Annotated in this window: 26 protein-coding genes, 1 tRNA gene and 2 pseudogenes; 14 read left to right on the top strand and 15 right to left on the bottom strand. The window is 73.2% G+C overall.

Annotation, left to right across the window (positions count from 1 at the left end; genetic code table 11):
- Nucleotides 1–7: 7 nt before the first annotated feature.
- Nucleotides 8–1,081, bottom strand: coding sequence for an alkene reductase (locus ACFWU6_RS13880; RefSeq protein WP_383803667.1), 1,074 nt, complete (start codon nt 1,079–1,081; stop codon nt 8–10).
- Between the two features lie 266 nt (nt 1,082–1,347).
- Here ACFWU6_RS13880 and ACFWU6_RS13875 point away from each other — a divergent pair, with 266 nt between their 5' ends.
- The 3 genes and pseudogenes from ACFWU6_RS13875 to ACFWU6_RS13865 all read left to right on the top strand — a co-directional run.
- Complete coding sequence (locus tag ACFWU6_RS13875) at nt 1,348–1,833, top strand: MarR family winged helix-turn-helix transcriptional regulator (RefSeq protein ID WP_383803669.1); 486 nt, start codon at nt 1,348–1,350, stop codon at nt 1,831–1,833.
- Nucleotides 1,834–1,882: 49 nt separating this feature from the next.
- Nucleotides 1,883–2,071 (top strand): hypothetical protein, encoded by a 189-nt coding sequence (locus ACFWU6_RS13870; RefSeq protein WP_383980963.1) that lies wholly within the window; start codon nt 1,883–1,885, stop codon nt 2,069–2,071.
- Between the two features lie 30 nt (nt 2,072–2,101).
- Nucleotides 2,102–2,670, top strand: a pseudogene (locus tag ACFWU6_RS13865) (IS5 family transposase); the annotation flags it as partial.
- A 20-nt stretch (nt 2,671–2,690) separates the two neighbouring features.
- On the opposite strand, the gene ACFWU6_RS13860 reads toward ACFWU6_RS13865, so the two are convergent.
- Nucleotides 2,691–3,953: an IS110 family transposase gene (locus ACFWU6_RS13860; protein ID WP_383980961.1), complete on the bottom strand. Its 1,263-nt coding sequence runs from the start codon at nt 3,951–3,953 to the stop codon at nt 2,691–2,693.
- Between the two features lie 421 nt (nt 3,954–4,374).
- Here ACFWU6_RS13860 and ACFWU6_RS13855 point away from each other — a divergent pair.
- A pseudogene (locus tag ACFWU6_RS13855) lies at nt 4,375–4,656 on the top strand (transposase); the annotation flags it as partial.
- A 100-nt stretch (nt 4,657–4,756) separates the two neighbouring features.
- On the opposite strand, the gene ACFWU6_RS13850 reads toward ACFWU6_RS13855, so the two are convergent.
- Nucleotides 4,757–5,164 carry a hypothetical protein gene (locus ACFWU6_RS13850; protein WP_383803672.1) on the bottom strand — a complete coding sequence of 136 codons (408 nt, stop codon included), beginning with the start codon at nt 5,162–5,164 and terminating at the stop codon, nt 4,757–4,759.
- A 365-nt stretch (nt 5,165–5,529) separates the two neighbouring features.
- On the opposite strand from ACFWU6_RS13850, the gene ACFWU6_RS13845 reads away from it, so the two are divergent.
- Nucleotides 5,530–5,802: a hypothetical protein gene (locus ACFWU6_RS13845; RefSeq protein WP_383980959.1), complete on the top strand. Its 273-nt coding sequence runs from the start codon at nt 5,530–5,532 to the stop codon at nt 5,800–5,802.
- A gap of 100 nt (nt 5,803–5,902) precedes the next feature.
- Here ACFWU6_RS13845 and ACFWU6_RS13840 read toward each other — a convergent pair whose 3' ends face one another.
- Nucleotides 5,903–6,277: a VOC family protein gene (locus ACFWU6_RS13840; protein WP_383803675.1), complete on the bottom strand. Its 375-nt coding sequence runs from the start codon at nt 6,275–6,277 to the stop codon at nt 5,903–5,905.
- A 181-nt stretch (nt 6,278–6,458) separates the two neighbouring features.
- Between ACFWU6_RS13840 and ACFWU6_RS13835 the strand changes: the two genes are divergently transcribed.
- The gene (locus ACFWU6_RS13835) at nt 6,459–6,671 is read left to right on the top strand and encodes a DUF4287 domain-containing protein (protein ID WP_383980957.1); all 213 of its coding nucleotides are present in this window, start codon (nt 6,459–6,461) and stop codon (nt 6,669–6,671) included.
- Nucleotides 6,672–6,821: 150 nt separating this feature from the next.
- Nucleotides 6,822–7,403 carry a hypothetical protein gene (locus ACFWU6_RS13830; protein WP_383980955.1) on the top strand — a complete coding sequence of 194 codons (582 nt, stop codon included), beginning with the start codon at nt 6,822–6,824 and terminating at the stop codon, nt 7,401–7,403.
- On the opposite strand, the gene ACFWU6_RS13825 is transcribed toward ACFWU6_RS13830, so the two are convergent.
- Nucleotides 7,358–8,329: a GlxA family transcriptional regulator gene (locus tag ACFWU6_RS13825; RefSeq protein ID WP_383980953.1), complete on the bottom strand. Its 972-nt coding sequence runs from the start codon at nt 8,327–8,329 to the stop codon at nt 7,358–7,360. The two genes, ACFWU6_RS13830 and ACFWU6_RS13825, sit on opposite strands and share 46 nt — an antisense overlap.
- Nucleotides 8,330–8,429: 100 nt before the next feature.
- Here ACFWU6_RS13825 and ACFWU6_RS13820 point away from each other — a divergent pair, with 100 nt between their 5' ends.
- Both ACFWU6_RS13820 and ACFWU6_RS13815 read left to right on the top strand, forming a co-directional pair.
- Nucleotides 8,430–9,023: an MBL fold metallo-hydrolase gene (locus ACFWU6_RS13820; RefSeq protein ID WP_383803683.1), complete on the top strand. Its 594-nt coding sequence runs from the start codon at nt 8,430–8,432 to the stop codon at nt 9,021–9,023.
- A gap of 167 nt (nt 9,024–9,190) precedes the next feature.
- Nucleotides 9,191–10,474, top strand: a complete 1,284-nt coding sequence (locus ACFWU6_RS13815) for a hypothetical protein (RefSeq protein WP_383980951.1) — start codon at nt 9,191–9,193, stop codon at nt 10,472–10,474.
- A 513-nt stretch (nt 10,475–10,987) separates the two neighbouring features.
- On the opposite strand, the gene ACFWU6_RS13810 is transcribed toward ACFWU6_RS13815, so the two are convergent.
- From ACFWU6_RS13810 to ACFWU6_RS13800, 3 genes are all read right to left on the bottom strand, one after another.
- Nucleotides 10,988–11,061, bottom strand: a tRNA-Met gene (locus tag ACFWU6_RS13810).
- Nucleotides 11,062–11,126: 65 nt separating this feature from the next.
- Complete coding sequence (locus tag ACFWU6_RS13805; RefSeq protein ID WP_383980995.1) at nt 11,127–11,669, bottom strand: FABP family protein; 543 nt, start codon at nt 11,667–11,669, stop codon at nt 11,127–11,129.
- 109 nt (nt 11,670–11,778) lie between these two features.
- A complete protein-coding gene (locus ACFWU6_RS13800) occupies nt 11,779–13,254 on the bottom strand; it encodes an MFS transporter (RefSeq protein WP_383980949.1) in 1,476 nt (491 codons plus the stop codon).
- 101 nt (nt 13,255–13,355) lie between these two features.
- Between ACFWU6_RS13800 and ACFWU6_RS13795 the strand changes: the two genes are divergently transcribed.
- Nucleotides 13,356–15,797: a SpoIIE family protein phosphatase gene (locus ACFWU6_RS13795; protein WP_383980947.1), complete on the top strand. Its 2,442-nt coding sequence runs from the start codon at nt 13,356–13,358 to the stop codon at nt 15,795–15,797.
- Nucleotides 15,798–15,887: 90 nt separating this feature from the next.
- Here ACFWU6_RS13795 and ACFWU6_RS13790 read toward each other — a convergent pair whose 3' ends face one another.
- Nucleotides 15,888–16,529 (bottom strand): hypothetical protein, encoded by a 642-nt coding sequence (locus ACFWU6_RS13790; RefSeq protein WP_383803692.1) that lies wholly within the window; start codon nt 16,527–16,529, stop codon nt 15,888–15,890.
- Nucleotide 16,530: 1 nt separating this feature from the next.
- Nucleotides 16,531–17,073: a hypothetical protein gene (locus tag ACFWU6_RS13785; RefSeq protein ID WP_383803694.1), complete on the bottom strand. Its 543-nt coding sequence runs from the start codon at nt 17,071–17,073 to the stop codon at nt 16,531–16,533.
- A 169-nt stretch (nt 17,074–17,242) separates the two neighbouring features.
- Between ACFWU6_RS13785 and ACFWU6_RS13780 the strand changes: the two genes are divergently transcribed.
- The gene (locus tag ACFWU6_RS13780; RefSeq protein ID WP_383803696.1) at nt 17,243–17,746 is read left to right on the top strand and encodes a hemerythrin domain-containing protein; all 504 of its coding nucleotides are present in this window, start codon (nt 17,243–17,245) and stop codon (nt 17,744–17,746) included.
- 189 nt (nt 17,747–17,935) lie between these two features.
- On the top strand, nt 17,936–18,814 hold the full coding sequence (locus tag ACFWU6_RS13775; protein ID WP_383803698.1) for an oxygenase MpaB family protein: 879 nt from the start codon (nt 17,936–17,938) through the stop codon (nt 18,812–18,814).
- Here the strand turns inward: ACFWU6_RS13775 and ACFWU6_RS13770 are convergent.
- Nucleotides 18,795–19,634, bottom strand: a complete 840-nt coding sequence (locus tag ACFWU6_RS13770; protein WP_383803760.1) for a class II glutamine amidotransferase — start codon at nt 19,632–19,634, stop codon at nt 18,795–18,797. The two genes, ACFWU6_RS13775 and ACFWU6_RS13770, sit on opposite strands and share 20 nt — an antisense overlap.
- Before the next feature lie 203 nt (nt 19,635–19,837).
- On the opposite strand from ACFWU6_RS13770, the gene ACFWU6_RS13765 reads away from it, so the two are divergent.
- Entirely contained in the window at nt 19,838–20,134 is a 297-nt protein-coding gene (locus tag ACFWU6_RS13765) for a hypothetical protein (RefSeq protein ID WP_383803699.1), read from the top strand.
- 141 nt (nt 20,135–20,275) lie between these two features.
- Nucleotides 20,276–20,707, top strand: coding sequence for a VOC family protein (locus ACFWU6_RS13760; RefSeq protein WP_383803701.1), 432 nt, complete (start codon nt 20,276–20,278; stop codon nt 20,705–20,707).
- A gap of 49 nt (nt 20,708–20,756) precedes the next feature.
- Here ACFWU6_RS13760 and ACFWU6_RS13755 read toward each other — a convergent pair whose 3' ends face one another.
- The 4 genes from ACFWU6_RS13755 to ACFWU6_RS13740 form a co-directional block, all read right to left on the bottom strand.
- The gene (locus ACFWU6_RS13755; RefSeq protein WP_383980945.1) at nt 20,757–21,587 is read right to left on the bottom strand and encodes a hypothetical protein; all 831 of its coding nucleotides are present in this window, start codon (nt 21,585–21,587) and stop codon (nt 20,757–20,759) included.
- Between the two features lie 143 nt (nt 21,588–21,730).
- Entirely contained in the window at nt 21,731–23,821 is a 2,091-nt protein-coding gene (locus tag ACFWU6_RS13750) for a xanthine dehydrogenase family protein molybdopterin-binding subunit (RefSeq protein WP_383803705.1), read from the bottom strand.
- A gap of 61 nt (nt 23,822–23,882) precedes the next feature.
- A complete protein-coding gene (locus tag ACFWU6_RS13745; RefSeq protein WP_383980943.1) occupies nt 23,883–24,896 on the bottom strand; it encodes an FAD binding domain-containing protein in 1,014 nt (337 codons plus the stop codon).
- Entirely contained in the window at nt 24,893–25,489 is a 597-nt protein-coding gene (locus ACFWU6_RS13740; RefSeq protein WP_383980941.1) for a 2Fe-2S iron-sulfur cluster-binding protein, read from the bottom strand. Before ACFWU6_RS13740 ends, ACFWU6_RS13745 begins: the two co-directional genes overlap by 4 nt.
- Nucleotides 25,490–25,582: the final 93 nt, after the last annotated feature.

Here is a 25,582-nt window from a genome sequence, read left to right as displayed (position 1 = left end):
TGTCGGGTCAGGGCAGGGCGGGGTAGTCGGTGTAGCCGCGCTCGTCGCCGCCGTAGGTAGTGGCCCGGTCGGGGGTGTTGAAGGGGCCGCCACGTTCCAGGCGCTCGGGCAGGTCGGGGTTGGCCAGGAACAGGGCGCCGTAGGCGATCAGGTCGGCGGTGCCGTCCTCGATCAGGTCCAGCTCCTGGGGGCCGGTGGGCTCGGTGCCGGTAAACGGATTGAGGATGAAGGTGCCCGGCCACTGGCGGCGCAGCCGCACCGTCAGCCCGCGGGCCCCGGCGGACTCCATCTGGTGCAGGTAGGCCAGGTTCAACGGAGCCAGCGCCTCGACCAGAGCGGCGTAGGTGAGCTCCACATCGTCCTGGTCGGCCTCGGAGATGTCGTTGAAGGGGTTGCCAGGCGACATGCGGAAGCCCACCCGCTCCGGCCCGATCGCCTCGGCGACTGCCTGCGCCGTCTCCACCGCGAACCGGATGCGGCCGTCCCGGGAGCCGCCCCACCCGTCGGTACGCGTGTTGGAGTCCGGGGCGAGGAACTGGTGGATCAGGTAGCCGTTGGCCCCGTGCAGCTCCACGCCGTCGAAACCGGCCTCGACCGCGTTGCGGGCGGCGGTGGCGTAGTCGGCGATGGTCTGGGCGATCTCCGCCTCGGTCAGCGCGTGCGGGGTGACGAAGTCCTGCGGGCCCTCGCTGGTGTAGACCTGGCCCGCGGCCTTGACCGCAGAGGGGCCGACCGGCGTCAGGCCCATCAGGCTCGGGTGGCCCACCCGCCCCGTGTGCATCAGCTGCAGGAAGATCACCCCGCCGCGCTCGTGAACTGCGCCGGTGACCTTCTTCCACGCCTCGATCTGCTCCTCGGAGTGGATACCCGGGGTGTTCGGATAGCCCTGACCGACCACGGACGGCTGGGTACCTTCGGTGACGATCAGACCGGCACCGGCGCGCTGACCGTAGTAGGTGGCCATCAAATCAGTGGCTGACTGGCCGGGCCCGTAGGCGCGGCTGCGGGTCATCGGCGCCATCACGATGCGGTTGGCCAGACGCGTGCCGGCCAGGTCGTAGGGGGAGAAAGCCTTGTTCATGTCGTCGTTCCTTGTTCGTGCGTGCCCCTCGCAGGGCCGCTGACATTCACAGTACCTGCTCGAACAAGTAAATCTGCCTGGGCATTCCCGCCTCGACGACTCGACTCAAGAGGGGCGATTTCGCCCTGAAACGGCGTTCGGCTCTGGCCGGTCTAGGGCGGTAGACTCGGGGATAGATGTTCGAGCAGTTACATGGAGGAGTGCAGCATCACATGATCGGCCCAGACTCCGAGGCTTCCCGGCCTGAGGCTGCCGAGGCGGGTCGCATGCCGCTGCCGCCCTCGGTCCAGGCCGGGCCGATGGCCCACGCGATCATCCGGGTGGCCCGCCTGCACCGCATGCTCGCCGGGCAGCTCCTGCGCCGGGTCGGCCTCCACCCCGGCCAGGAACTGGTGATGATGCAGCTGTGGGACCTCGGACCGCAGCGCCAGATCGACCTGGTCCGGCTGCTCGGATCTGACGCGGCCACCATGACCCGCACCGTCAAGCGGCTCGAACACGCTGGCTTCGTTCGCCGCCGGCCCAGCCCCACCGACAAGCGGGCGACCATCATCGAGCCCACCGAGGCCAGCCTCGCCCTGCGCCACCAGGTCGACGAGATCTGGGCGGAGCTGGAGGAATGCACCGCCGGACAGCTGCCCAAGGAACGGCAGACGGAGGCCGTCCAGATCCTAGAGCGGATCGAGGCGAGCCTGGCCGTCGCCGCGACCCGGCATGCGCAACAGGAAACCGGCGCCCCGGCTGCTCAATGAGTGGGATCCCATCGGCATCGCTGACGATGTGCAGGACGAGTACGACTGCATGTTCGCTCCCCTGCTCCAGCGGCTCCGTTTCGGTGCCGGCCGGACCGAGATCGGTGAGTTCCTGCGGCACCAGTTGGAAGATCACTTCGGTCTCGACCCTCTGGGCCTGCGGCCGGACGCAATGGCCGTCCGCGTGGTCGACTGGTGGGAGTCGGCTGGCCCGGCTGGTGACGTGGCCAGCGCATAGTCGCTCCCTTCCGATCGCCTGATCGTTGGTCTGGATGTGCCGTTGACTGACGCGCAGTGGGCGCGGATCGAGCCGTTGCTCCCGGATCGGACGCCGAGGCGGGGTGGTCGGTGGCGGGATCACCGTGAGGTGATCGACGCGATCGCGTGGAAGTTCCAGACCGGATCGCAATGGGTTCACCTCCCCGAGAAGTACGGCAACTGACGAGGGGTGTACAACCGGCTGCGGATGTGGGCCGTCGACGGCACCTGGGAGCGGGTCTTCACTACGCTCATCGCGCAGGCCGACGCCGCGGAGGACCTCAACTGGGCCGTCTCGGTGGACTCGACCGTCGTGCGCGCACACCAGCATGCGGCCGGGGCCCGCAAAAAGGGGCCCCGACCGGCGAACCGGAAGACCACGCCATCGGCCGGTCCCGCGGCGGGCTGACCACGAAGATCCATCTCGCGTCCGATGCCCACTGCCGGCCTCTGGCCTTCCATCTCACCGCTGGACAAGCAGGCGACGCGCCCGCCTTCGCGCACGTCATGGCCCGCCTTTGTGTTCCCCGGCGGCGAGGACGGCCCCGCACCCGGCCGGACATGGTCCTGGCCGACAAGACATCCCACGCGGATAAGCGTCAAGCTGCCGCTGCGATATGTCCGGCTGGGGACTGTGGGAACGCGATTGCTTCGTCGTAGGTGTGATCGTTCTGGAGGCAGTGGAACAGCATGCCCATGAAGCGGTTGAAGAGGTTCCGCTGTGCGGCGACGTGACGGTCGCCGGCTGCTCGTCGGCGGTCGTAGTGGGCCCTGGCTCCTGGTGATTTGGTGAGTGAGACGAAGGCCCAGACGTAGCCGACGGCGGCGAGTCGCTGGTTCTTGACCTTCCGGCTCATGACCTTGCAGCTCTTACCGCTGGCCCGGGTAACCGGGGCGCTTCCCGCGTAGGCCTTCAAGGATCCGGCGTTGCTGAATCGGGTCCGGTCATCGCCGATCTCCGCGAGGACCCGGGCGCCGGTCAGTGAGGCGAGACCGGGAAAGCTCCGGATGACTGGGGCGTCCGGATGCTCCTCGAAGGCCTGCGTGACGGCTTCCTCGAGCTGGCCGGCGTTGTCGCACGCGGTGTTCAGCTGCCTGAGGAGAGAGGACGTCTGATGCCCGAGAGCCTCCTCGACCTGCGGGAGCTGGTGCAGGTAGTCGCGTTTGAAGACCTCGTGGAGCCGTTCGGCTTCGGCCTGGATGCCGCGGACCCGGCCAGCCTGCTTGAGCAACGACTGCAGGCGCCGCCGTGTCAGCTTCGCAGCCATGGTGGGGGTAGGTGCCGCGGCCAGAATGCTCCGGGCTTCCCTTGAACACAGGCCGTGCTTGTGCGGGGCGAAGGCGGCGAGGATCGCTGGGTAGAACTCTCTGAGCTGGGAACGAAGCTTGTTGTGGGCCTGGCCGCGGGCCCAGACGGCGTCCTGTTGGGCCCGGGCGAGCACGGCGATGGTCTGGACGAGTTCGGAGTCCGTCGGCAGCCGTCGGTGGGCGGCCATGTCGGTTCTCAGGATGTTGGCCAGGGCCGCGGCGTCGACGGCGTCTGACTTCTTGCGGGCGACGGAGTGGCGGTCACGGTAGCGGGCGACGGCCAGCGGGTTGATCGCGAAGACCGGTCGGCCGGTGGCCCGCAAGGACGCGACAAGCAGTCCGCGTGACGTCTCGATCGCCACGGGGATCTGGGCGTCCTCACTGTCGCCATGCTCGGCCAACAGGGCCATGAGCTGGGCAAACCCTGCAGCATCGTCACTGATCCGCACCTTGACGAGTTGCTTTCCGGTCGCATCGACCAATGCAATGTCGTGGTGGTCTTCGGCCCAGTCCACCCCACAGAACACGGGCGTCGGTAACCCGGTGATCTCCATCCGGCCCTCCTTCGTGGCGACTTTCTTCCCAGGTCAGAACCTGTGCAGGGTGCGCGTGCTCCCTAATGGAAGTGCTCAAGGCACGTCATCCCACCAGCCGTTCGCAACCCCAGCGAGTCATACGGCCCTCGGTCCGCGTCAGAGCTGAAAGCTCAAGGCAGAACTGAGAGGTGATCCGCACAACCGGCTCGGACAACGAACAGCAAACCGCCCGGAAGTCGCAGACGGACCCCCATGCTCCAACCGGACCACTTCGATAACCGCGCAGACGGATCTGCACGCAGTCTTGAGCGCTTCGTGCCCACTCTGCTGGGCGCGAGCCAACCTCGTCTTGTCAACAGGGCTCTCAGGCCCGGGCATACTCAAAGGCTCGGCTCGCGCCCCTGAAAGTCAGCTACCGCCGACCTTCGCTTCCCATTAGGCGTACTCCTCCCGCGCGATCCGCGAGCACCTGCGCAAGCGCGGGATCCGGGCGGTCATCCCCGTTCCCGCCGACCAGCGCGGCCGCCGCCTGCGGCGCGGCAGCCGGGGCGGCAGGCCGCCGGCCTTCGACCGCGAGGCGTACAAGCAGCGCAACACCGTCGAACGCTGCATCAACCGCTTGAAGCAATGGCGAGGCATCGCCACCCGCTACGAGAAGACAGCGACTGTCTACTTGGCTGGACTGCACGTCGCGGGCATCTTCCTCTGGTCCGCCAGGTGATCCAAACGAAACGGCCTGGACCCAGTGCCTTCTCAAGGCGCGGGGCGTCCTGCCCGGCCTCTTCGGGCCCTCGTCCGTGGTCCGTCTGCGGGCCGTCGCACTACGTGGCGTTCAGACGGGCGATGTCCGCGGCGTACGCGGCCGTGCGGACCGTCGAGGTGCCCGACATGTACAAGCCGGAACCGAGAACGGCGAAGGGGAGGGACAAGAGGAGGCCGGCGGCCATCGGGCCCCAGTCCCGTTCGGCGTCGCAGCGCTCTCCCGCGGCCGTGGCGTAGGACAGGGCGTAGTTCCCGTCCTGGTGGAAGGCGCGAGACTCGCACGCGACGGGCTTGCGGTTCGAGCCCTGGTCCGCGCTGAAAGGGAAGACGAGCAGGTAGCCCAGCCACAGCCAGATGAACACGGCCACAGCCAAGAGCCCCCGGCCCCAGCCCTGTTCACGTAGTCCCCGCACGCGGAACTCCCTGTCGTACACCTGCGCCGACGAGTTCATGGGGGTGACGTTCATAGGGCTGAACTTAACGCACTCCAACCCGTGACCCGCTCGCCCGAGAGCGTCCGCCGGACAGCTGCACAGTGGGCGTCCGCCAACGCCGAGACGGGCCCCAGGGCGGCGGTCGCCCACATCAGGGCCGGTGCGGGTCGTGCGGTCCGGGCGGCGAGTCGATCGGCGATGTGCTGGTCCCCAGGGAGTGCGCGCGGTGGGGGGCTGCTCTAGCGTCGAAGGAGGGAGGGGAAAGTCCTGCCGAGCCGGTCCGGCGCGGGGCCCGGGCCAGGTGGCCGTACGTCCCCCGAGAGCTCGGCGCCGTCCCACGCGGAGCCGGCACACCTCGTCCCGGGCCGCGCGACGAACCAGGAGAGCAGGTGCGTCCCATGCGCACGTCGACCCGTATCGCAGGTGCCCTCACCGGCCTGACCCTCGCCCTCGGCGGGGCGGCCCTCACGGCCCCGGCCGCCCACGCGGACGTCACGGCCTGCATCAACCAAGTCGAACGCGAGCTCCAGGGCGGGGAGGCCCCGGAGTCCGTCCGGACGGCGTGTCACACCGGGCTGAGCGGAAACCACGCGGAGTGCGTGTCCGGCCTGACCAAGAGCGGTGTGACCGACGGGACCGCGGTGACCGCCTGCAAGGTGTCCCTCGGCTAGGAGCCGCGTGCGGCGCCTGCTGCGCCCGGCGGCGACCGAGGGGCCGGTCGTGCCTCGCGGCCCGCCGCCCGGAAGCCCGGCCGCGCACCGCCCCCCGCTTCTACTGCTTCCGTTCGGCGGCGCTGCGCTCCACGCAGAACTCGTTGCCCTCGGGGTCGGCCAGGGTCACCCAGCCGGTCCCGTCGGCCCTGCGGTGATCGGCGACGACGGTGGCGCCCAAGGCGAGGACGCGCTCGACCTCCTCGTCGCGCGAGCGGTCCTGTGGCTGGAGGTCCACGTGCACCCGGTTCTTCACGGTCTTCGCGTCGGGGACGGTGACGAACAGCAGCGTGGAGCCGGGCGCCGTGACCGTGGCCTCCGGGTCACCGGGGAAGTCGTCGTCGGCGAGGGAACCGTCGAGCACGTCGGCCCAGAACCGCCCCAGCCGGTGGGCGTCGGAGCAGTCGATGGTCAGGTGTCGTACTAGAGAAGCCATGGGCGGCACTATCGACCGGGCCCGGGGCGGTTGTCCAGCACATTTCCGGCGCCGGGGCGGCGCCGGTTCCGGAAACCTCCCGCCGGACCGATGACTTCTGCGGACGGCGGAGGTCATAGAGGTGACAGTCCCGCCCTCCGGGGGCGGCACGCCACACGACCAGCAGACGGGACACCACGACATGAGCGAGCCGGTGAAGGGCCCTGCCAGCTACTTCCCTTCGATCGAGAAGAAGTACGGCCGTCCGATCGCGCACTGGCAGGAGCTCATCCGCGCCTCGCCGTTGACGGGGCACATGGAGATCGTCGGCTGGCTCAAGAGCGAGTACGGCCTGGGTCACGGCCACGCCAACGCCCTGGTCGCGCACACCCGGGCGGAGGACAGCACCGCCTGACCGAACGGGCCGCCACCCGAACCGTGACGGTGACGGTGACGGGGGCTTCCTCGGGTCCTCCCTCAGCGGGAGGACCGTACCCCCGCAGGAGGAGGCGGTCCGCCGTAGCGGACGATGTGCAGCTGTCGTACCCGAGCCACCATGGACGTCATGACGACAGCCGAAGCCCCCCTCCCCACCGTGGCGCCCGCGCCTGTCTGGGCTCGCCGAACCGCCCACGCCATAGCCCTCTGCGCAGTCCCGTCCGGTCTGTGGCGCATCGCCATGGCCTCCGGTGTCCCTGTGGGCTACAGCGAGCAGGTGTTGCGCGATGCCTTCGACATCCCGGGATGGGGCGTCGCGTACGTCGTCGGCCTCTCCGTCCTTGCCGAGTTGGCGGCCCTGTTCCCGCTGCTGCTCGTCAGCGAGCGCCGGCAGCCGCTGCGCCCCCGGACGCTCGCCACGCTGGCATGGACCGCCTCGGGCGTCCTGGTCCTGCTGGCGCTGTGGCAACTCGTGGTCGCCCTCACCGTCGAGAGCCAGACGTACCTGACGGGCAACACGGCACTGACCGTCTGGTGGCTCGCCTTCGCCCCGCTGTTCGCCATCCCCGCCCTGATGACCGCAGTGACCTGGTCGTATGCGCAACGGCACCGGCGGGCACGAGAACAGGCAGCCCGCACTCCGCGGTCACCGCGCCAGCGAGGCTACGCCCCGCCGCCGCCCACCGACCTGCTGAAGGAGCGCCGGTAGGAGCGGGGCGGAACTCCCCGGCGCCGGACGAACTGCGTGCGCAGTACGGCCGCGCTCCCGAAACCGACCAGGCGGGCGACCTCCTCCACCGGCAGGTCGCTGGTCTCCAGCAGCTCCTCGGCACGGCTGAGCCGCAGGCCGAGCAGCCAGGCGTGCGGGGTGGTGCCGGTCGAGGCCGCGAACCGGCGGGCGAAGGTACGCCGGCTCATGAGCGCGCGGCGGGCCAATTCGGCGACGGGCAGCGGTTCCTGGAGGTGCGCCCCGGCCCAGGCGAGCACCTCGGCGAGGCGGTCGTCCTCGCAGGCCTCCGGGACGGGGGCCGCCAGGTACTGGGCCTGGCCGCCGTCGCGGTGCGAGGGCAGCACCAGGTCGCGGGCGATGGTGTTGGCGGTCGAGGCGCCGTACTCCCGGCGCAGCAGGTGCAGGCAGAGGTCGAAGCCCGCGGCGGCTCCCGCGCCCGTCACGATCCGGCCCTCGTCGACGTACAGGGCGCCGGGCTCGACCGTGACGCCGGGGAACCGTTCGGCGAGCAGGGGCGCGAACCGCCAGTGGGTGGTCGCGCGCCGTCCGTCGAGCAGCCCGGCCGCCGCGAGCGCGAAGCTGCCGACGCACTGGCCCGCGACCAGCGCGCCCCGCCGGTGCGCGCCGGCCAGCGCGTCGAGCACGGCGGGTCCGGGCGGCGTACGGAACTCCGTCCAGGGCAGCGCGATCACCAGATCGGCCGTTGCCAGGCGGTCCAGGCCGTGCTCCACGACGAGCGGCAGGCCGACGTCGCTGCGGACCCGACCCGGCCGTTCGGTGCACAGGGCGAAGTCGAAGCGGGGCAGGTCCTGGCCGCGCGCGTCGAAGACCTCGGAGACGATGGCGGCGCCGAGCATGCCCACACCGGGCGGGGCGTAGGCGGCGACGGTCGGGAACGGCGGCATGCGGGGCAGTGTGGCATGCGCGGAGCGTCTGGCACGATTCCTGCGATCGGTGGCAGTGCGGCCACTCGTGGGGCGGCGGCCCCGCCCCGAGAATCGGGGCATGACAGACGCCCCGCTCGGCCGCAGCGCCGTGTACACGATCCTGACCACCGGCTACACCCTCTCCACCGGCCCCGGGGTCGCCGCCACCGTCTCCTACGTCGCGGACGGGGAGCGCCGCGTGATCGTGGACCCCGGCATGGTGGCCGGCCGGGACCGGATTCTGGGCCCGCTCGCCGAACTGGGCCTCGGCCCGGACGACATCACCGATGTGGTCCTGAGCCACCACCACCCGGACAACACCATGAACGTCGGGCTCTTCGGCCGGGCCCGCGTCCACGACCACAAGGCCGTCTACCAGGACGACCAGTGGACCGACCGCGACGCGGAGGGGTACGAACTCTCCTCGTCCCTGCGGCTGATCCGCACCCCCGGACACAGTCCCGAGGACATCACCCTGCTGGCCGGCACGGCGGACGGGGTCGTGGCGTTCGTCGGCGACCTCTGGTGGCGGCCGAACGGCCCGGTCGAGGACCCCGTGGCCCCCGACCACGCCGTCCAGCGGACGTCCCGGCTCCGGGTCCTGGCCGCCGCGGACGTGATCGTGCCCGGCCACGGCCCCCGGTTCCCCGCCGACGACACCGCGCCCCGCTGACGGAGGACCTCCGGGCACCGTCAACTCCCGGCCCCCGTCGACGGGGTGGCCGCTGCCGCGGCGTCACGGGGCGTCGCGGCAGCGGACGGGGAGCGAGCGGCCGGCGGGCCCCGCTCCGGCGGGCGCCGGGGCCGTCGGCACCCGCGCGGAGTCGGTACGGTCTGCTCATGCACACCAGAGGGCCGGAGCAGCAGCAGCGGGGGCACGTGCTCCTCATAGCGGGGGACGCCGCCGTCCGCCGCCGCACCGTACAGGTCGCTCCGAGCGCGAACCTGGCAGCCCTCGGGGTGGTGCCCGCACCGCTGCTGCTGGGCAGCGACATCCCGAGCGACACCACGTACCTGGACGGCGCCCGGGATCCCAACACCGTGCTGATGCGCCTTCGCACGGCCGCCGCCACGCCCGGCCCGCTGTTCGTCTACCTGTCGGGCAGGCTCACGGTCGACCGCCGGGGCGGCCGGCTCCACCTCGCCCTGGCGGGGACGACGGCCGGCTCCGTCCGCTACACGGCCCTGCCCTGGGAGTGGCTCGGTGCCGAACTGCGCGGCCGTCCCGCCGGGTTCACCACCGTGCTGCTCGACCTCGCGGCCGACAAGGTCGCCTGGCCGCTGCTCCGGGAGTACGGCAGCCTGCCCGCCTCCCCGTCCGCCGAGGTGTACGGGGTGGTCTCGCCGCCCGGATTCGCCGGAGGCGGCAACGTCGTCAGCGGCTACACGCGGCACTGGGTCGACCAGCTCCGCCGCAGCACCCGCCGCCCGGACAACCTCCGGCTGCACGCCCTCACGGTGGGGGCGGCGGCCCTGCCCCCGGGGTCCCTCGTCCTGCCCACCGCCAGGGAACTCGCCGTACAGGCAGGAGCGTCGCCCCTCCCGGATGCCTCCTCCGGGTCGGGCGAGGAGCCCGCGCCGGCGGGCCACGTCCCCGAGGGCACGCGCTCCGCGGCGGCGCCCGGCGGGAGGCAGGAGCCGGTACGGGGTCCCCACCCGATCGCGGCGTCCCCACCGGCCGCGGCCGCCGCGGGCCCGGACCCGCGGCCCCACATCCACTCCCTGGCCACCGCCGGCCGCCACCTGGAGGCGGCCACGCTCGCCCAGGCGTGGGAGCAGTACGTGCTGCAGAACTCCGGGTACGCCTCGCGGGAGGCGACCGAGTGGGAGGAGATCCGCGCCGACCTCGCCCGGATGGCGGGCGACTTCCGCCTCGCGACACAGCTGTGGACCAACGCCGGCCGGGCCCGGCTCGCCCGCCAGCCGCCGGACGCCGTCGAGGTCCGGACCGCCGCGGCGGGCGCCCTCTACTGCTGGACCCAGCTCAAGGACCCGGCCGCCGCCCTGGACGCCGGCCCCGAACTCATCCGGCTGCTGGGCCTCCTGCCCTCGCTCGACCCGCGGCACCTGCGGCTGGCCCGGCAGCGGCTGGAGTTCCTGAGCCGCACACCCAGTCGGCCCTGAGGGGTGGACCCGCGACCGGGCCGCGGACCCACCCCGGCCGGCCCTACGTCAGGGCGCTCAGCAGCGGGGGTGCCAGGTGGCAGCGGATCAGGGTCCGGCGGCGCGCGGGCCGCCGGGCCGGACGGGCGGTTCGGCGGTGCCGGGGGGGCCCGGGGCTCCCACAGCAGCAGGAGGACCGCGGCGACCATGGGCGTACAGGTCAGCAGCGCGAACGTCATGACGCCCCCGCCGGGAGGGTGCCGCCCGGAGCGGGATCGCGCGGAGCGGGCGGGCCGGGACGGGCGGGCCGGGACGGGCCGGTATCGAGGGAGCTCGGGACAGTATCGGGGCGGTGCTCGATGTGCTCACGCCGTGTCCAACGCCGCCGAGCCGGAGGCGGGAACGAGCCGCACCCCGCTTTCACCCCCTGCGAGCAGCACGGATACCCGTCCGAGCGAAATGTCCGGCTCGAACGGCGCAAACCGCCGGAAACAGGTGTGGCCCGAGTCCGCAGACTCGGGCCACACCGTGCAGTAGCGGGGACAGGATTTGAACCTGCGACCTCTGGGTTATGAGCCCAGCGAGCTACCGAGCTGCTCCACCCCGCGTCGGTAGACCTCACTCTACGCCACGCGGAGCGGGCTCCCGACCACCGGACCGGGCGCCCCGGTGATCAGGACGGACGACGGCGCAGGCGCGTCGTCAGATGGTGCTGCAGGGGCTGGCCGACCGCCGCCATGTCGTGGACCACGGTCAGCTCCCCGGCGTCCAGGGAGTAGTGGCGCCGGGTGCCGGTGACCTCCTTGGCCAGCGGGGTGAGGGCCACGGCCCTGGTCTCGATCTCGAAGCCGGTGCCCGACACCCGGCCGACGTACGTCTCGACGATGCCGGTCGGGTGCGCCAGTACGACTTCCAGCGAGGCGTCCGGCGTCACGCGCCACCAGCCGGTCTCCCGGCTCGCCGGGCGGACCGGGGCCCCGGCGGCGTCGATCAGCCACGCGCGGGCCTCGTAGTGGAGGAACGGACGGCCGTCGTGGCTGAAGTCGACCTCCTGCTCGTACCGGAAGTTCTGGTCGAGGGTGGGGTACTGGCCCTGCCCGCGGCCGTGCCAGCGGCCGAGCAGCGGCAGGACCGGCTCCAGCAGCGGGTGGGGGGCGGGGCCGTCGCCCTGGACGTGGCTGTCGGGATAGGGATTGCCCCGTACCGGTTCGAACATGTTCACCCTGCTCGTCTGTGGGAGTCACTGTGCCGCGCGAACGCAGTATGACCCAGGCGGGGGCCCCGCCCGGACGACTGGCCGCGTAGCGGGCGAGGCTGCCCGGCCGTCAGGAGGCGGGGGAGTCGGGGTGGGGGCGGGCCGACAGCGGGGTGGCGAGCTCCTCCAGGGAGCGGCCCTCTGCGGCGACCGCGTAGAACACGGCCACCACCCCGGCCGCGACCATCAGCGAGGCCCCGATGCAGAACGCCAGCACCGCGTCGGAGACCACGCCGCTGGAGGTGAGGCTGGCGAAGATCAGCGGGCCCGAGATGCCGCCCGCAGCCGTGCCGATCGCGTAGAAGAAGGCGATCGCCATCGCACGGGTCTCCATCGGGAAGATCTCACTGACCGTCAGGTATGCCGAACTGGCTCCGGCGGAGGCGAAGAAGAGCACCACGCACCAACAGGCGGTCATGGTCAGGGCGGTGAGCTGTCCGGCGCCGAAGAGCCAGGCGGTCCCGAAGAGCAGCAGCCCAGACAGGATGTACGTGCCGGAGATCATCGGCCGGCGGCCCACGGTGTCGAACATGCGGCCCAGCAGCAGTGGGCCGAGGAAGTTGCCGAAGGCGATGACGGCGAAGTAGTAGCCGGTCACGCCGCTGGAGACGTCGAAGAACCGCACCAGGATGGAGCCGAAGCCGAAGGTGATCGCGTTGTAGAGGAAGGCCTGCCCGACGAAGAGGGACAGGCCGAGGACGGCCCGGCGCGGGTACGACCGGAAGACCGTCTTCGCGATCTCGCCGAAGCCGATGCTGTGGTGCTGCTGCACGGTGATGGCCTCGTCCACCTCGGGCAGCGGACGGCCCTTCTCCGCCTCCACCTGCCGTTCGACGTCCGAGACGAGCTCCTCCGCCTCCTCGGCCCGGCCGTGGATGAACATCCAGCGGGGGCTCTCGGGGACGTGGCGCCGGACGAGCAGGATGACCAGGCCGAGCACGACGCCCAGGGCGAAGGTCAGCCGCCAGCCCAGCCACGCCGGGAAGATGTCGGTGTCCAGGGCGACGACCGAGAGCAGCGCGCCCGCCACCGCACCGAGCCAGAAGCTGCCGTTGATGATCAGGTCGACGCGGCCCCGGTACTTGCTGGGGATCAGCTCGTCGATCGCGGAGTTGATGGCCGCGTACTCACCGCCGATGCCGAAACCGGTGAGGAAGCGGAAGAGGAAGAACCACCAGGGGGAGAAGGACACGGCGGTGAGCGCCGTGGCCGCCAGGTAGACGCCGAGCGTGATCATGAACAGCTTCTTGCGGCCGAAGAGGTCGGTCAGCCGGCCGAAGAACAGCGCTCCCGAGCAGGCGCCCGCCACGTAGAGGGCGGCGGCCACACCGGTGACCTGGGCGTCGGTGATCGACAGGCCGCTGCCGTCCTCGGAGAGCCGGCTCGCGATGTTCCCGACGATGGTGACTTCGAGCCCGTCGAGGACCCAGACGGTCCCCAGCCCGATCACGATCATCCAATGCCACCGGGACCACGGCAACCGGTCCAGCCGCGCCGGAACCTTCGTGGTGACCGTCCCCGCCTTCGACCCCGTCAATTCGGACATGCACCACCGTGTGCCCACGCCGACGCACGGCAAACCGCCGCCCGCGCCGCCGCGGACGCCTTCCCCCGGCCGCCTCCCGTGCCGCGTGGCATGCTCGAAAGGTGAAGAGCGACGCCGCCCGCCCTGGCGACGGCCCCGTGCCAGAGGCGCTCGCACTGTCCGGGGTCGTCGCCAGGCTGCGGTCCGAGATTGCGGACCTGGAGGGCGTCGTCGCGACCACCGCCGTCGTGGAGCGCGCCAAAGGCGTCCTGATGGCCCGGACGGGCGTGTCGGCCGACGCGGCCTACGACACCTTGATGGAGAACGCCGCCCGGCGCGGCCGGACCCTCCTGGAGGAGTGCTGGATCACGCTGGGCCGGACCGGCGTGCGCCGGCCCCCGCTGCCCTGCCCGCCCCTCGCGGTGATGCCGGCCGCACCCGGCGGGGCCCGGGGGCGGCGCGACCCGTCGGCGCCGCCCCGTACCGGCGGCCGCGACGCCGCACGGCGCGCCGCGCTGGCCGGGCTGGCCGCGGGCCTCGCCACCGTGCGGGGCCCCGACGACGCGGCGAAGCTCCTGCGGGCCGTCCTGGGCCGAGAGGCGGGGGTGGACGCCGTGATCGTCTACGCGGCCCTCTCCGGCGGGGGCCTGGAACTGGTCGGCCACGCGGGCATCGACGAGGCACTGGCCGACCGGTGGCGCCACGTCCCGCCGATGCGCGGGGGCGCGGCCCGGCGGGCCGTCCAGGACGGCCGCGCCCGGTGGCTGGAGGAACCGGAGCAGGACGCCGACCCGCACCCGCCCGTCGGCGGTCCGCCCGACCGGTGGGCCTCGCGCGCCTGGCTCCCCGCCGAGGGCGACGGTTCGGCCCGTGCCGTCGTCGGCTTCCTGCGCACCTGTCGGGGCACCTTCGAGCCGCCCACCCGGCGGCTGCTGGAGCGTGCGGTACGGATGTGCCGCCCCGCCCTGCGCCCCGCGCGCCCCGCCTCCGGGACCGGCGCGGGCCGCGCGGCCGTGGACGCCGTCCAGCGAATCCTCGACGCACTGCCCGGCGCCGCCGTCCTGCTCACCCCGGTGCGCACGCAGACGGGGGAGGTGGCGGACTTCCGCATCGACGCGGCGACGCCCGGCGCGGTCGACGCGGCCGGGCGCCGCGGCAAGGAGCTCGTGGGCCGACACGTCCTGGAGACCTATCCCGCCGTGGCCGGCAGTGCGCTCTGGGAGGGGTACCTGGACGCCCTGACCACCGGCACGGCGTACGAGGGGGAACCATCCACCCCCCGGGAGGGGGCCGCCGCCGACCTCCCGGAGCGGTCCGTCCACTCGGTCCGCGCCACCCGCCTGGGGGACGCGCTCGTCGTCTCGTGGGTGCGCCACGACACCGGCGAGCGCGAGGCGCGCCGACTGGCCGACATGCAGCGGCTCGGCAACCTCGGCTGGGCCGGGTGGAACCTCACGGCGGGCACCGTCAGCTGGTCCGACCAGGTGTACGCCGTCTTCGACCGCGACCCGGCCCTCGGACCCGTCGGGCTCGGGGAACTGCCCCGCCATCCGGTGCCGGAGGACCGTCCGGGCCTGCTGGCGGCCGTCGAACGGCTGCTGGTCGCGGGAGAGGCCGTCGACCAGCCGTTCCGCATCGGCACCGCGCACGGGATACGGCACCTGCGGATCGTCGCCGAAGCACAGGTGGACAGCGACGGCGTACCCGTCGAGGTGCAGGGCTTCTTCCAGGACCTGACCGAACAGCGCGGCACCGAACTGGCCCTGCTCGCCAGCGAGCGCGCCAACCTCGTCCAGCGCGGCATGCTCCAGGCGGAACACGCGCTCGCCGCCCGGCTCCAGGACACCCTGCTGCCGATCCCCGAACAGTCACTGGAACTGGCCGGTCTGCGCGTCGACGTCGCCTACGTGCCGGCCGACAGCGGTGTGAACGTGGGCGGAGACTGGTACAGCGCCATCGAACTCCCGGACCGCAGCGCGCTCTTCGTCGTCGGGGACGTCGCCGGACACGGCCTGGCCGCGGTCGGGACCATGGCCCAGCTGCGGTTCACCACGAAGGGGATGACCGTCACCGGATCGCCTCTGCCGGAGGTCCTGAGCCGACTCAACCACCTCCTGCTGCACACCTCTTCGGAGCCGGCCGGGGCCACCGCCACCATGGTCATGGCCCGCTACCAGCCCTGGGACCGCCGACTGGTCTGGGTGCGGGCCGGCCACCTGCCGCCCCTGCTCGTCCGCGGCGGCGAGGCCACCTTCCTGCCGCAGCCCGGGGGCAGGCTCCTCGGCGCCGTCTTCGACTCCGCGTACGGCCAGGCAGTGATCGACCTGCTGCCGGGGGACCACCTGCTGCTCTACACGGACGGCCTGGTCGAGGAGCCGGGCGAGGACATCGACGACGGGCTCGCCCGGCTGGCCGCATCCGCGGCCGGGCTGCTGCGGGACGGCCTCGGCGACACGCTCGGCCGTTCCCTCGCGGCGCTGCGGCCGGGCCACCGCGATGACATCTGCGTCCTGGACGTACACGTACCGCCCGACGCGGCGCCCGCCGCACCGCCCGGGGCGTGACGGGCAGATGCCGGACGGGCCGACCCGTCGCCGTGCGACGCGTCGGCCCGTCCGGCCCGCCTTGTCCGTCCGACTCGACGGCTCAGCGGCTCAGGTGTTGAGCAGCCGGTTGATGAGCGAGCGGTAGGCCTGGAGCGCCAGCCTCAGGTCCTCCGTGGCCACCTGCTCACCGCGGTCCCACTGCTTCTCCAACCCGTTCCTGTGCTCGGACAGGGTGCCGGCGAAGGCCTGCATCACCTCGGCCACCAGGGTGTCCGCCGACCGGACCGCCTCCCGCGGGTCGTCCACGAACCGCCCCTGGATCTCGCTCCACGTGGTGCGGTAGCCCTCCGCCTGCGCCGCGCCGAGGAGCGGCTCGGAGTCGGTGGTGGCCTCCCGCCCGGCGCCCGGCCGGCCGTCACCGTCGGCGCCGTCGGCCGGGGAGCCGTCGGCCGCGCGGCCCGTCCCGGTGTCCTCGGGGCGGTAGTCCTCGTCGCGGGTGGCCTCGCCCGGATAGACGGCCGGCCCGCGTGCGCCTTCGTCCGGGACGGAGGCCGTCTCGCCGGCCGCGGTCCCGTCCGGGTAGGCCGCCGATTCACGGGCGGTGTCGTCGGGGTAGGCGGCGGGTTCGCCCACGGCCTCGTCCGGGCGGGCGGACGCGTGCCCGCCGCCCGACGGCGCCGGACGGGCCAGGTCCTGCGTGGTCAGGGCCGGCTCGGACGTACGGTCCGCGTTCTCTTCGGGGGTGTGCATGTCATCGGCTCCTCTGGTCGGAGAGCAGCTCCTCGAACAGGGCGCGGTAGTGCACCATCGCCCCGCGGAGCTCCTCGGTCGTCACCTGGTCCTCGCCGCTGCGCACCTTGACGTCATGGGCGGCCCGGTACTGTTCGAGCGTGCGTCCGTGCTCCACGGACAGGTCGCGGACCTGTCCGCTGTACCCGTCGGTGGGGTAGCCGCGCTCGCCCATCAGCCGGGTCACGAGCTCGTCCGCCTCGACGACCGAAGCCTCCGGCCGATCGACGAACTGCTGCTGGACCCCGTTCCACTCCTGCGCGTACTGGTGTCGGCGCTCGGCCGACAGCTCCTTGATGTCGAGGCCGTCGTGCCGCTGCTCACGGGCGCGCAGGTCCCGCTCGGCGGCCTTCCTGCCGCCCTCCTGCTCGACCGTGCGCTCGTACTCCGGACCGAACCGCTCGCGCAGGTGGCGTCGGCGCGCCAGCATCCACAGCAGTGCGGTGAGGGCGAGCACCACGACCGCCGCCACCACGATCACGGCTATCAGTGCGTTGGTTGACATCCTGGCCTCCGTCCGGGGGCTCTTCGTATTCGTTCACGCGGCTGCCCGCCCCTCCGCACCACAAACCCGCACGCCGCCGCGCGTGACCGGTGGTGACCGCAGGGTTTGAACGCGTCGTCACCGAGCACGCGCCGGGTGACCGGATCACCAGGCACAGGAAGGACGTGGCATGGCCGCGGACAAGCAGCAGCAGGGCGATGTCGTCGCGCTGATCCTCGACGACCACCGGACCATGGAGGACCTGTTCCGCCGCATGCGGAGCGTGGAGGCGGACCGGGCGGGCGCCCTCGCGGAGTTCTCCGCCCTGCTCGTCGCGCACGGCGAGGCCGAGGAGGCCGAGGTCTACGGCGCGCTGAAGCGGTTCAAGGACGTGGACAACGAAGAGGTGGAGCACGGGAGCGAGGAGCACACCGAGGGGAACAAGGCGCTGCTGGCCCTGCTCGAAGTCTCCGAGGTGGGCTCCGACGAGTGGGACGCGCGGCTGGAGGACCTGGTCAAGGCGGTCTCCCACCACCTCGACGAGGAGGAGCGGACGATCCTCAACGGCGCCCGGGAGGGTGTTCCCGACGACCGCAGGGTCGAGCTGGGTGCGGCGTTCCTGCGGGAGCGCAAGAGGCTGCTGGCGGCCGACTGCGGCAGCGTCGAGAACGTCCGGCGCCTCGTGGGCGCCTGACGCGGACGGCGTCCGTCACCGGGGCCGGGACGGGATACCGCCGGCGCCGCGGCGCTGGCAGACGACCGGGAGCCACCTGACCGCGCCGCGGACACCCGACGGGCAGGTGACGGGCCCCGTGGACGGCGCCGGCCGATCCGGCGCCCGCGCCCCGCGGTGAAGCGCGCGTCCGCTGGGCAGGACACAAGCATGGACAAGCCCGCGGCCGGAGGCCGGAACCTGCGGGAGCGGCTCGGCTCGACGCTCTTCAGCCGGGTGGCCGGCCCGTCGGGCCCGGCCAACCGGGCCCGCATCCACACCGCTCCCGGGCCCCGCTGGTTCGGCCCCGAACGGCCCATCCGCAGGGTGCACGGCGACGCCTCGATGTTCATCGGCGGCCTGAGCGCGCTCCTGCTCCAGTCCCTGCACCCGCTCGCCATGGCGGCCGTCGCGGCGCACTCCGGCTTCCGCGGCGATCCGTGGGGACGGCTCCAGCGCACCAGTACCTTCCTGGCCGTCACCACCTACGGCACCGCGCAGGACGCGCAGCTCGCCGTGGACCGGGTCCGCGCGGTGCACGAGCGGGTACGCGGCACCACCGCGGCGGGGGAGCCGTACCACGCGGGCGACCCCCACCTGCTGGGGTGGGTGCACGCGGCCGAGGTCGACAGCTTCCTGCGGGCGCACCAGCGGTTCGGCGCGCACCCCTTGGACGCGGCAGCCTGCGACGCCTACGTCGCGGACACCGCGCGGGTGGCGAAGGCCCTCGGAGTGGCGGACCCGCCCCTGGACCGGGCCGGGCTGACATCACTGCTGGGGGAGTACCGGCCGGAGCTGCGGGCCACGCCCGAGGCCCTCGACGCGGCGCGCTTCATCCTGCGCCACCCGCCGCTGCCGCTGCCCGCCCGGGCCCCGTACGCCCTGCTCGCCGCGAACGCGGTCGCCCTCCTGCCCCCGTGGGCGCCCGCCATGCTGGGGCTGGAGCCCGCGACCGGCCCGGGGGCGGCCTGCGTACGCCTGTCCGGGCACGCCGTGACGCGCACGATCCGGTGGGCGATGGCGCCGCCTCCTAGGCGTGCTCCGGGATGAACGGCAGGTAGTCCCCGTCCGGCCCGGACGGGATCACCGTATAGCTCGCCTCGGGCAGCTCGTTCCACACGCCGGGAAGGTCCCCCAGGGGTTCGGACACCACGATCCGGGTGTCGTCGGAGACCTCCTGGAGGTAGTCCACCTCCGGGTAGAGGTGCCGTACGGTCTCGGCCCTGCTGCTGTAGAACAGCGACCGGGACCGCCCCTGGCTGGAGTACCGGAAGGCCCACACCCGCTCGCCGTCGCTGACCGCCACCGTCATCTGCAGGGGTTCGGGTACTCCGTGCTCCTTGCCCAGCCGCTCCACCAGGCCGGCCATCCGGGCCACCGCGCCCGGCACGTCCTGGTCGAGGCCGAACGTGACGGCCAGGTAGAACATCACCTCGGAGTCGGTGGAGCCCTCGATCGACGGGAACAGCGCCGGGTCGACCGCCATGCACAGGTCACGCTGGAGCCGCTGGAAGTCCGCGATCGCCCCGTTGTGCATCCACAGCCAGCGACCGTGCCGGAAGGGGTGGCAGTTGGTCTGCTGGATCGCCGAACCGGTCGAGGCCCGCACGTGCGCGAAGAACAGCGGGGAGCGGACGTGCGCGGAGAGCTCGCGCAGATTGCGGTTGTTCCAGGCGGGCCCGATGTCCCGGAAGATAGCGGGGGTGCCGTCCCCGTCCGTGCCGTACCAGCCGATGCCGAAACCGTCGCCGTTGGTCGATTCGACGCCCATCCGGGCGTGCAGGCTCTGGTTGATCAGCGAGTGCTCCGGTTGGTAGAGCAGGGCGTCCAGCAACATCGGCGACCCCATGTAGGCCAGCCAGCGACACATCCGCACCATCCCCTTCTCGGCCTTCTCCGAGCCTAACGCGGGCGGGTCCGGCGTTCTTTCCGACGGGGCCGTGCCCTGCGCCGGTGAATCATTGCGCCCGGTCGGGTGACGCGGGGCGCGCGGGCTGGCGCGGCCCGGCCGGGCGCGCTAGACCGGCGACATCGTACGTGCCCCGAACGGGCCGGTCTGGAAGAGGTGTCTGCATGATGCGACGTACGGCGACGGCGGCAGGAGCCGTGGCGGCGGCCGCGGCGCTCGCGCTCTCGGTGCCCGGCACCGCCCACGCGGCCCACGGGCTCCTGGTCATCGACGGCGCGGCCCACCTCGACCCGGGCGGCTGCTACCCGCTGGGCGACTTCGCCCCGCCCGTGGTGTCGAACCACACGGACTCGGTCGTCGCGCTGTGGTCCGGGGACGACTGCTCGGGGCGGGTCGAGCGGCTGATCGAACCGGGAGAGACCCACCGGCCTCAGGGCAACAGGAGCGTCTTCGTCCCCTGACACCGGCCGCCGGGGCCGACGCGCACGGCGGGATCGGCGGATCGCGGGATCAGCGGATCGGCGTTTCCGCGTGCGCGGCGGCCCGCGGGTGGGGGACGGTGGACCTGCCCAGGCCCGCTGGCGCATCTGAGGAGGCCCTCCATGAACTGGACGCTCGAAGTCGTCCCCGTTCCCGTCACCGACATGGACCGTGCGAAGGAGTTCTACGCCGACAAGGTCGGCTTCAAGGTCGACCTCGACGACGAGGTCGCCCCCGGCATGCGCGTCATCCAGCTGACCCCGCCCGGTTCGCGGTGTTCGATCGCGATGCTCCACGGGATGCCCGCGGCGCCCGGCATGCGGGCGATGGAGCCCGGCACCCTGCAGGGCCTCCAGATCTGCGTGACCGACATCGAGGCGGCCCGCGCGGAGCTGGTGGACCGCGGCGTGGACGTATCGCCGGTCCGCCACGTCGGTGCGACGGGATGGGAGGACGGCAAGGGCGACACCTGGAACTCGTTCATGTCCTTCGAGGACCCGGACGGGAACGGCTGGGTGGTCCAGGAGGCCCCGTCGGAGCTGGCGGAGCGCTGAGCGGTCGAACGGGCCGGGCCGGGCGGATCGATCCGCCCGGCCCGGCGGCTCAGCCGAGCGGCCGGCGGGCCTCCTCGCGCACCTGGAGCGTGGTGGCCGCGATCTTGTCGAGGTCCACCGAGCCGGGACTCTGCCGCGCGGTCTCGGGGGTGACGACGGCGACCGACGCCCCCGTGTTCTCGTCCGCCCAGGCACACATCGGCAGGGTGGTGGTGGCGCCGTCCTGCGAGGAGGTCAGGACCTGGCAGGTCACCGTGATGCCGGAGCCGGCCGGCGTGATCTCCCTGGCGGGGACCGCGAGCGTCGCGCCCTGGCTCTCCGCGGCGCCGTCCATCATCTTCCTGCGGGCACTCGCGGGGTCCTTGAACTGGCCGTACATGCCCGAGAGGACCAACGCGCTCAGCTCCTCGGCAGATCCGGCCGTGTACTGGCCCACCGCCGGCTTCGGAGCGCGGATCTTCGGGTCGTAGGTCCCGTCGAGGGCCGCCTTGCCCTGGGTCTGCGACAGGTCCTGAGCCAGCGTGAACCTGCCGTCGAGCATCGTCTGCGGCACGGTCAGCCGGTACCGGGCCTCGGGGAAGCCGGATCCGCTCGCCACGTCCTGCGCGTCCATGAGGACGTTCACGGAGAAGCCGATCAGGCACAGCCCCGCCAGCGAGCCCGCGACGATCCCGACCACCAGGCCGGTGCGCCTCTTGCGCGGTGGCGGCGCCATCGGCGGCTGCGCCCAGCCGCCGTGGCCGGGCCAGGGCTGCGGCGGGTAGGCCTGCGGCGGGTACGGCGGCTGTCCGGGCCGGGGGGCGTACTGCTGTCCGCCGTGCGGAGGGGGTGGCTGCGGGGGCCCGTAGGAGCCGGGGGACTGCGGCGGCGGCATGGTCATGACCAGAACGCTACTTCAGCCCCGCCGGACCGGACCGGTCGGGCCCCGGACCTGCGCGGACGGAGCTGCGCGGACCAGCCTTCGGCGGTGCTCGGCGGCGCTCGGCCGGCCGGGCCGGCGCGGGGGCCCACCGGCCGGCCCGGTCAGCCGAGCACGTCCAGCACGCGGTCCGGCGTCAGCGGCAGGCCGCGCAGCCGCCTGCCCGTGGCGTGGCAGAAGGCGTTGCCGATCGCGGCGGCCGCACCGGTGATGCCGATCTCGCCGATCCCCTTGCTGCCCATCGGGTTGAGGTGCTTGTCGTGCTCGTCGATCCAGTGCGCCTCGACGTCGGGCACGTCGGCGCTGACCGGCACGTGGTAGGCCGCCAGGTCGCTCTCGGCGAAGTCCCCGTGGACGGGGTCGACCGTACTGTGCTCCGTCAGCGCCATGCCCACGCCCATCACCATGGCGCCGACGAACTGGGAGCGCGCCGTGACCGGGTTGAGGATCCGCCCGGCCGCGAAGACGCCGAGCAGCCGGTGGACGCGCACCTCACCCGTCACGGTGTCCACCCGGACCTCGGCGAACTGCGCGCCGAACGCGTGCCGGGCGTACGGGGACCTCTGCCCCGCCGACTGCGTCGTGTCCGCCGACGCGGACAGGCCCCGGGCGGGCAGTGGCCCCGGGTGGCCGGCCACCCGCGCCGTCAGCGCCTCGCACGCGTCGTGCACGGCCCACCCCCAGGACGCGGTCCCCGACGAACCCCCGGCCAGCGGGGCCGGGGGCAGGCCGGTGTGCCCGATGACCACCGTGACGGCGTCCAGCGGCACGTGGAGGGCGTCGGCGGCCACCTGGGCCAGGACGGTGCGCGCCCCGGTGCCGATGTCGGTGGCGTTCACCTCGACGAGGTACGACCCGTCGGGCCGGGCATGAGCCCTGGCGGAGGAGGGCGCGATCAGCACGGGATAGGTCGCGGCGGCCACGCCGACGCCGGAGAGGACCGGCCCCTCCCGGCGCGGTGCCGTGCGCAGGGACGCCCAGCCGAAGCGCTCGGCGCCCTCCCGGAGACACTCCACGAGGTGCCGGCTGCTGAAGGGGCGGCCGCTGTCCGGCTCGGTCGCCGGCTCGTTGCGGACCCGCAGCTCGACGGGGTCGATCCCGAGCGCGTCGGCCAGCTCGTCCATGGCCGATTCGAGCACGTACATGCCGGGGGCCTCTCCGGGGGCGCGCATCCAGGACGGCGTGGGCACGTCCAGGGCGACGGCCCGGTGCGTGGTGCGGCTGTCCGGGACGGCGTACATGACGCGGCCGGGGACGGCGGCCTGCTCGACGAACTCCCGGACGCGGGAGGTGTGCGTGGTGACCTCGTGCACCAGCCCGGTGAGCGTGCCGTCCGGGCGGGCGCCGAGACGGATGCGGTGCAGCGACGGCGCCCGGTGCCCGACCACCGCCGGCAGGTGGCGCCGGGGCAGGGCCAGGGTGACGGGGCGGCCGGTCTGGCGGGTGGCCATGGCGGCGAGCACGACATGGGGGCGGGGCGTGCCCTTGCTGCCGAATCCGCCGCCCACGTGTTCGGAGACGACGGTGACGCGGTCCTCCGGCAGGTCGAACAGGCCGGCGAGCGCGGAGCGGACCGCCCCCGAGCCCTGACTGGAGTCGTACACCGTGAGGTGGCCCTCCGCGGCGTCCCAGACGGCGGTGGCGGAGTGCGGCTCCATGGGGTGGTTGTGCAGCGGCGGCACCGTGTACGTGCAGTCGATCCGGACGGGCGCGGCGGCGAGGGCGGCGTCCGGGTCGCCCTGCTCCCGGTGCGCGGGGTGCCCGCCGTTCGCCTCCTGCGGCGTGTAGGCGTCCGGGTGGTCGGCGCGGAGCACGCTGTCGTGCTCCTCGGCCGCGTAGGCGACCCGTACGGCCGCTGCGGCCGCGCGGGCGGCCTCCGGGGTCTGCGCGACGGCCAGCGCGACGTACCAGCCGCGGTGCGGGACCGCGGTGTCCTGCAACAGCTGGAGGGTGGGGTCGTCGGAAGGGCCCAGCCGCGGGGCGTCGTGGGGGGTGAGGACGGCCAGCACTCCGGGGAGCGCGAGGGCCGGCGCCGTGTCCACGGACACGACGCGCCCCCGGGGGATCGTCGCCGGCACCGGCCAGGCGTGGGCGCAGTCGGCCGGGGCGTGGTCCCCGGCGTACCGGGCGGCGCCCGTGACCTTGTCCGGGCCCTCCGCCCGGTGGGCCGGGGTGCCGAGGGCGGCGTGCCGCATGGGAGCTCCTCTGGTGGTCGGGCCGTGTGTTGCGCTGGTGGCAGGTCGGGCCGTGCGTGGGCTACGGCGTGCGCGTGCGGGGCGGGGTGCCCGCGGGGCCGGCCAGCGTGGTGAGCGCGTCGACGGCGAGATTGGCGGCGAGGGCCACCTTGTAGCCGTTGTCGCGCAGGGGCCGGGCGGCGGCCAGCTCCGCCCGGACCGCCTCGCGCAGTGCCGCGGGGGTCGGTTCCGCCCCGGCCAGCAGGGCTTCGGCCGCGGTGGCGCGCCAGGGGCGGTGGGCCAGGCCTCCGAAGGCGAGGGAGACCCGCCGCACGCGACCGCCGTCGAGTTCGAGGACGGCGGCGACCGAGGCCAGCGCGAAGGCGTACGAGGCCCTGTCGCGCGCCTTGCGGTACAGCGAGACGGCCCCGCTGCCGGGGGCGGGCAGGACGACCGCGGTGACGATCTCCCCGTCGCGCAGGACGGTGTCCTGCTCCGGCCGCTCGCCGGGCAGCCGGTGGAAGGCCGCCGCGGGCACCGTACGGGCGCCGTCCGTTCCGTACAGCTCGATGTCGGCGTCGAGGGCGGCGAGGGCGACCGCCATGTCGGAGGGGTGGGTCGCGATGCACTCCTGCGAGTGCCCCAGGACGGCGTGGTCGCGGTGCAGCCCGTCGCGTGCGCCGCAACCGGTCCCCGGCTCCCGCTTGTTGCAGGGCTTGGAGACGTCCTGGAAGTAGGAGCACCGGGTGCGCTGGAGGAGGTTCCCGCCGGTGGTGGCCACGTTGCGCAGCTGCCCCGAGGCGCCCGCCAGCAGGGCCTGGGCCAGGACGGGGTAGCGGGCCCGTACGAGGGGGTGGGCGGCGATGTCGCTGTTGCGGGTCGTGGAGCCGATGCGGAGCGCCCCCGAGGGTGCCTCCTCCACGGCGGCGAGCGGCAGCCGTGAGATGTCGACGAGGACGGTCGGGCTCTCTACGCCCAGTTTCATGAGGTCCACGAGGTTGGTGCCGCCGCCGAGGTAGCGGGCGCCGGGCCGCCCGGCGTGGGCGGCGACCGCCTCCGCGAGGTCCGCGGCCCGGACGTAGTCGAACGGCTTCACGCGACCACGTCCGTCACGGCCTCGACGATGCGCGGGTAGGCGCCGCAGCGGCAGATGTTGCCGCTCAACCGCTCCCGGACCTCCGGGGCCGTCAGGGTGACGGGCCCGGGGTCGGCCAGGGCGTCGGCGTCGGTGGCGTGGGAGGGGTGGCCGGCCGCGGCTTCGGCGATGGCCCCGACGGCCGAGCAGAGCTGGCCCGGCGTACAGAAGCCGCACTGGAGGGCGTCGCGCTCCAGGAAGGCCCGCTGGAGGGGGTGTGCGGCGCCCGAGGGATCAGCCAGCCCTTCCACGGTGGTGACCTCCACACCGTCCTGGGCGACGGCGAGGAGCAGGCAGCTGTTGGCCCGGCGCCCGTCGACGAGCACGGTGCAGGCGCCGCACTGGCCGTGGTCGCACCCCTTCTTCGCCCCGGTCAGGCCCAGGTGTACGCGCAGGGCGTCGAGGAGGGTGACGCGGTGGTCCAGGTGCAGCACGTGTTCCGCGCCGTTGACCTTCAGGGCGACGCGGGACGCCGGGGGAGCAGTCGCCCCGCCCGGCTCCGGGGGGCCGCCGCCGGGGCCGGGGTCCTGCCGGGGGTCGGTACCAGCCGCCACCGCGACCTCCTTCACGCGTGCTTCCGCCACATCGGCCGTGTCCGCCAGACTGGTGCACTCCGCCGGCCACGGCATCCGCAGCGCGGCCGACCG

Origin of the sequence: Streptomyces sp. NPDC058674 (assembly GCF_042716505.1) — a bacterium.
Taxonomy (GTDB): domain Bacteria; phylum Actinomycetota; class Actinomycetes; order Streptomycetales; family Streptomycetaceae; genus Streptomyces.
Note: the sequence above shows the minus strand (reverse complement) of the source record. Positions and strands in the feature narration are given on the sequence as shown.

Excerpts from the sequence above, each read along its gene's own strand:
- ACFWU6_RS13875 (WP_383803669.1), top strand. The coding sequence starts at position 1,348 with ATGCCGCTGCCGCCCTCGGTCCAGGCCGGGCCGATGGCCCACGCGATC.
- ACFWU6_RS13765 (WP_383803699.1), top strand. The coding sequence starts at position 19,838 with ATGATGCGACGTACGGCGACGGCGGCAGGAGCCGTGGCGGCGGCCGCG.
- ACFWU6_RS13850 (WP_383803672.1), bottom strand. The coding sequence starts at position 5,164 with ATGAACGTCACCCCCATGAACTCGTCGGCGCAGGTGTACGACAGGGAG.
- ACFWU6_RS13775 (WP_383803698.1), top strand. The coding sequence starts at position 17,936 with ATGGACAAGCCCGCGGCCGGAGGCCGGAACCTGCGGGAGCGGCTCGGC.
- ACFWU6_RS13790 (WP_383803692.1), bottom strand. The coding sequence starts at position 16,529 with ATGCACACCCCCGAAGAGAACGCGGACCGTACGTCCGAGCCGGCCCTG.
- ACFWU6_RS13805 (WP_383980995.1), bottom strand. The coding sequence starts at position 11,669 with ATGTTCGAACCGGTACGGGGCAATCCCTATCCCGACAGCCACGTCCAG.
- ACFWU6_RS13770 (WP_383803760.1), bottom strand. The coding sequence starts at position 19,634 with ATGTGTCGCTGGCTGGCCTACATGGGGTCGCCGATGTTGCTGGACGCC.
- ACFWU6_RS13845 (WP_383980959.1), top strand. The coding sequence starts at position 5,530 with ATGCGCACGTCGACCCGTATCGCAGGTGCCCTCACCGGCCTGACCCTC.
- ACFWU6_RS13880 (WP_383803667.1), bottom strand. The coding sequence starts at position 1,081 with ATGAACAAGGCTTTCTCCCCCTACGACCTGGCCGGCACGCGTCTGGCC.
- ACFWU6_RS13815 (WP_383980951.1), top strand. The coding sequence starts at position 9,191 with ATGCACACCAGAGGGCCGGAGCAGCAGCAGCGGGGGCACGTGCTCCTC.
- ACFWU6_RS13755 (WP_383980945.1), bottom strand. The coding sequence starts at position 21,587 with ATGACCATGCCGCCGCCGCAGTCCCCCGGCTCCTACGGGCCCCCGCAG.
- ACFWU6_RS13840 (WP_383803675.1), bottom strand. The coding sequence starts at position 6,277 with ATGGCTTCTCTAGTACGACACCTGACCATCGACTGCTCCGACGCCCAC.
- ACFWU6_RS13750 (WP_383803705.1), bottom strand. The coding sequence starts at position 23,821 with ATGCGGCACGCCGCCCTCGGCACCCCGGCCCACCGGGCGGAGGGCCCG.
- ACFWU6_RS13830 (WP_383980955.1), top strand. The coding sequence starts at position 6,822 with ATGACGACAGCCGAAGCCCCCCTCCCCACCGTGGCGCCCGCGCCTGTC.
- ACFWU6_RS13870 (WP_383980963.1), top strand. The coding sequence starts at position 1,883 with ATGTTCGCTCCCCTGCTCCAGCGGCTCCGTTTCGGTGCCGGCCGGACC.
- ACFWU6_RS13825 (WP_383980953.1), bottom strand. The coding sequence starts at position 8,329 with ATGCCGCCGTTCCCGACCGTCGCCGCCTACGCCCCGCCCGGTGTGGGC.
- ACFWU6_RS13760 (WP_383803701.1), top strand. The coding sequence starts at position 20,276 with ATGAACTGGACGCTCGAAGTCGTCCCCGTTCCCGTCACCGACATGGAC.
- ACFWU6_RS13800 (WP_383980949.1), bottom strand. The coding sequence starts at position 13,254 with ATGTCCGAATTGACGGGGTCGAAGGCGGGGACGGTCACCACGAAGGTT.
- ACFWU6_RS13820 (WP_383803683.1), top strand. The coding sequence starts at position 8,430 with ATGACAGACGCCCCGCTCGGCCGCAGCGCCGTGTACACGATCCTGACC.
- ACFWU6_RS13785 (WP_383803694.1), bottom strand. The coding sequence starts at position 17,073 with ATGTCAACCAACGCACTGATAGCCGTGATCGTGGTGGCGGCGGTCGTG.
- ACFWU6_RS13780 (WP_383803696.1), top strand. The coding sequence starts at position 17,243 with ATGGCCGCGGACAAGCAGCAGCAGGGCGATGTCGTCGCGCTGATCCTC.
- ACFWU6_RS13860 (WP_383980961.1), bottom strand. The coding sequence starts at position 3,953 with ATGGAGATCACCGGGTTACCGACGCCCGTGTTCTGTGGGGTGGACTGG.
- ACFWU6_RS13835 (WP_383980957.1), top strand. The coding sequence starts at position 6,459 with ATGAGCGAGCCGGTGAAGGGCCCTGCCAGCTACTTCCCTTCGATCGAG.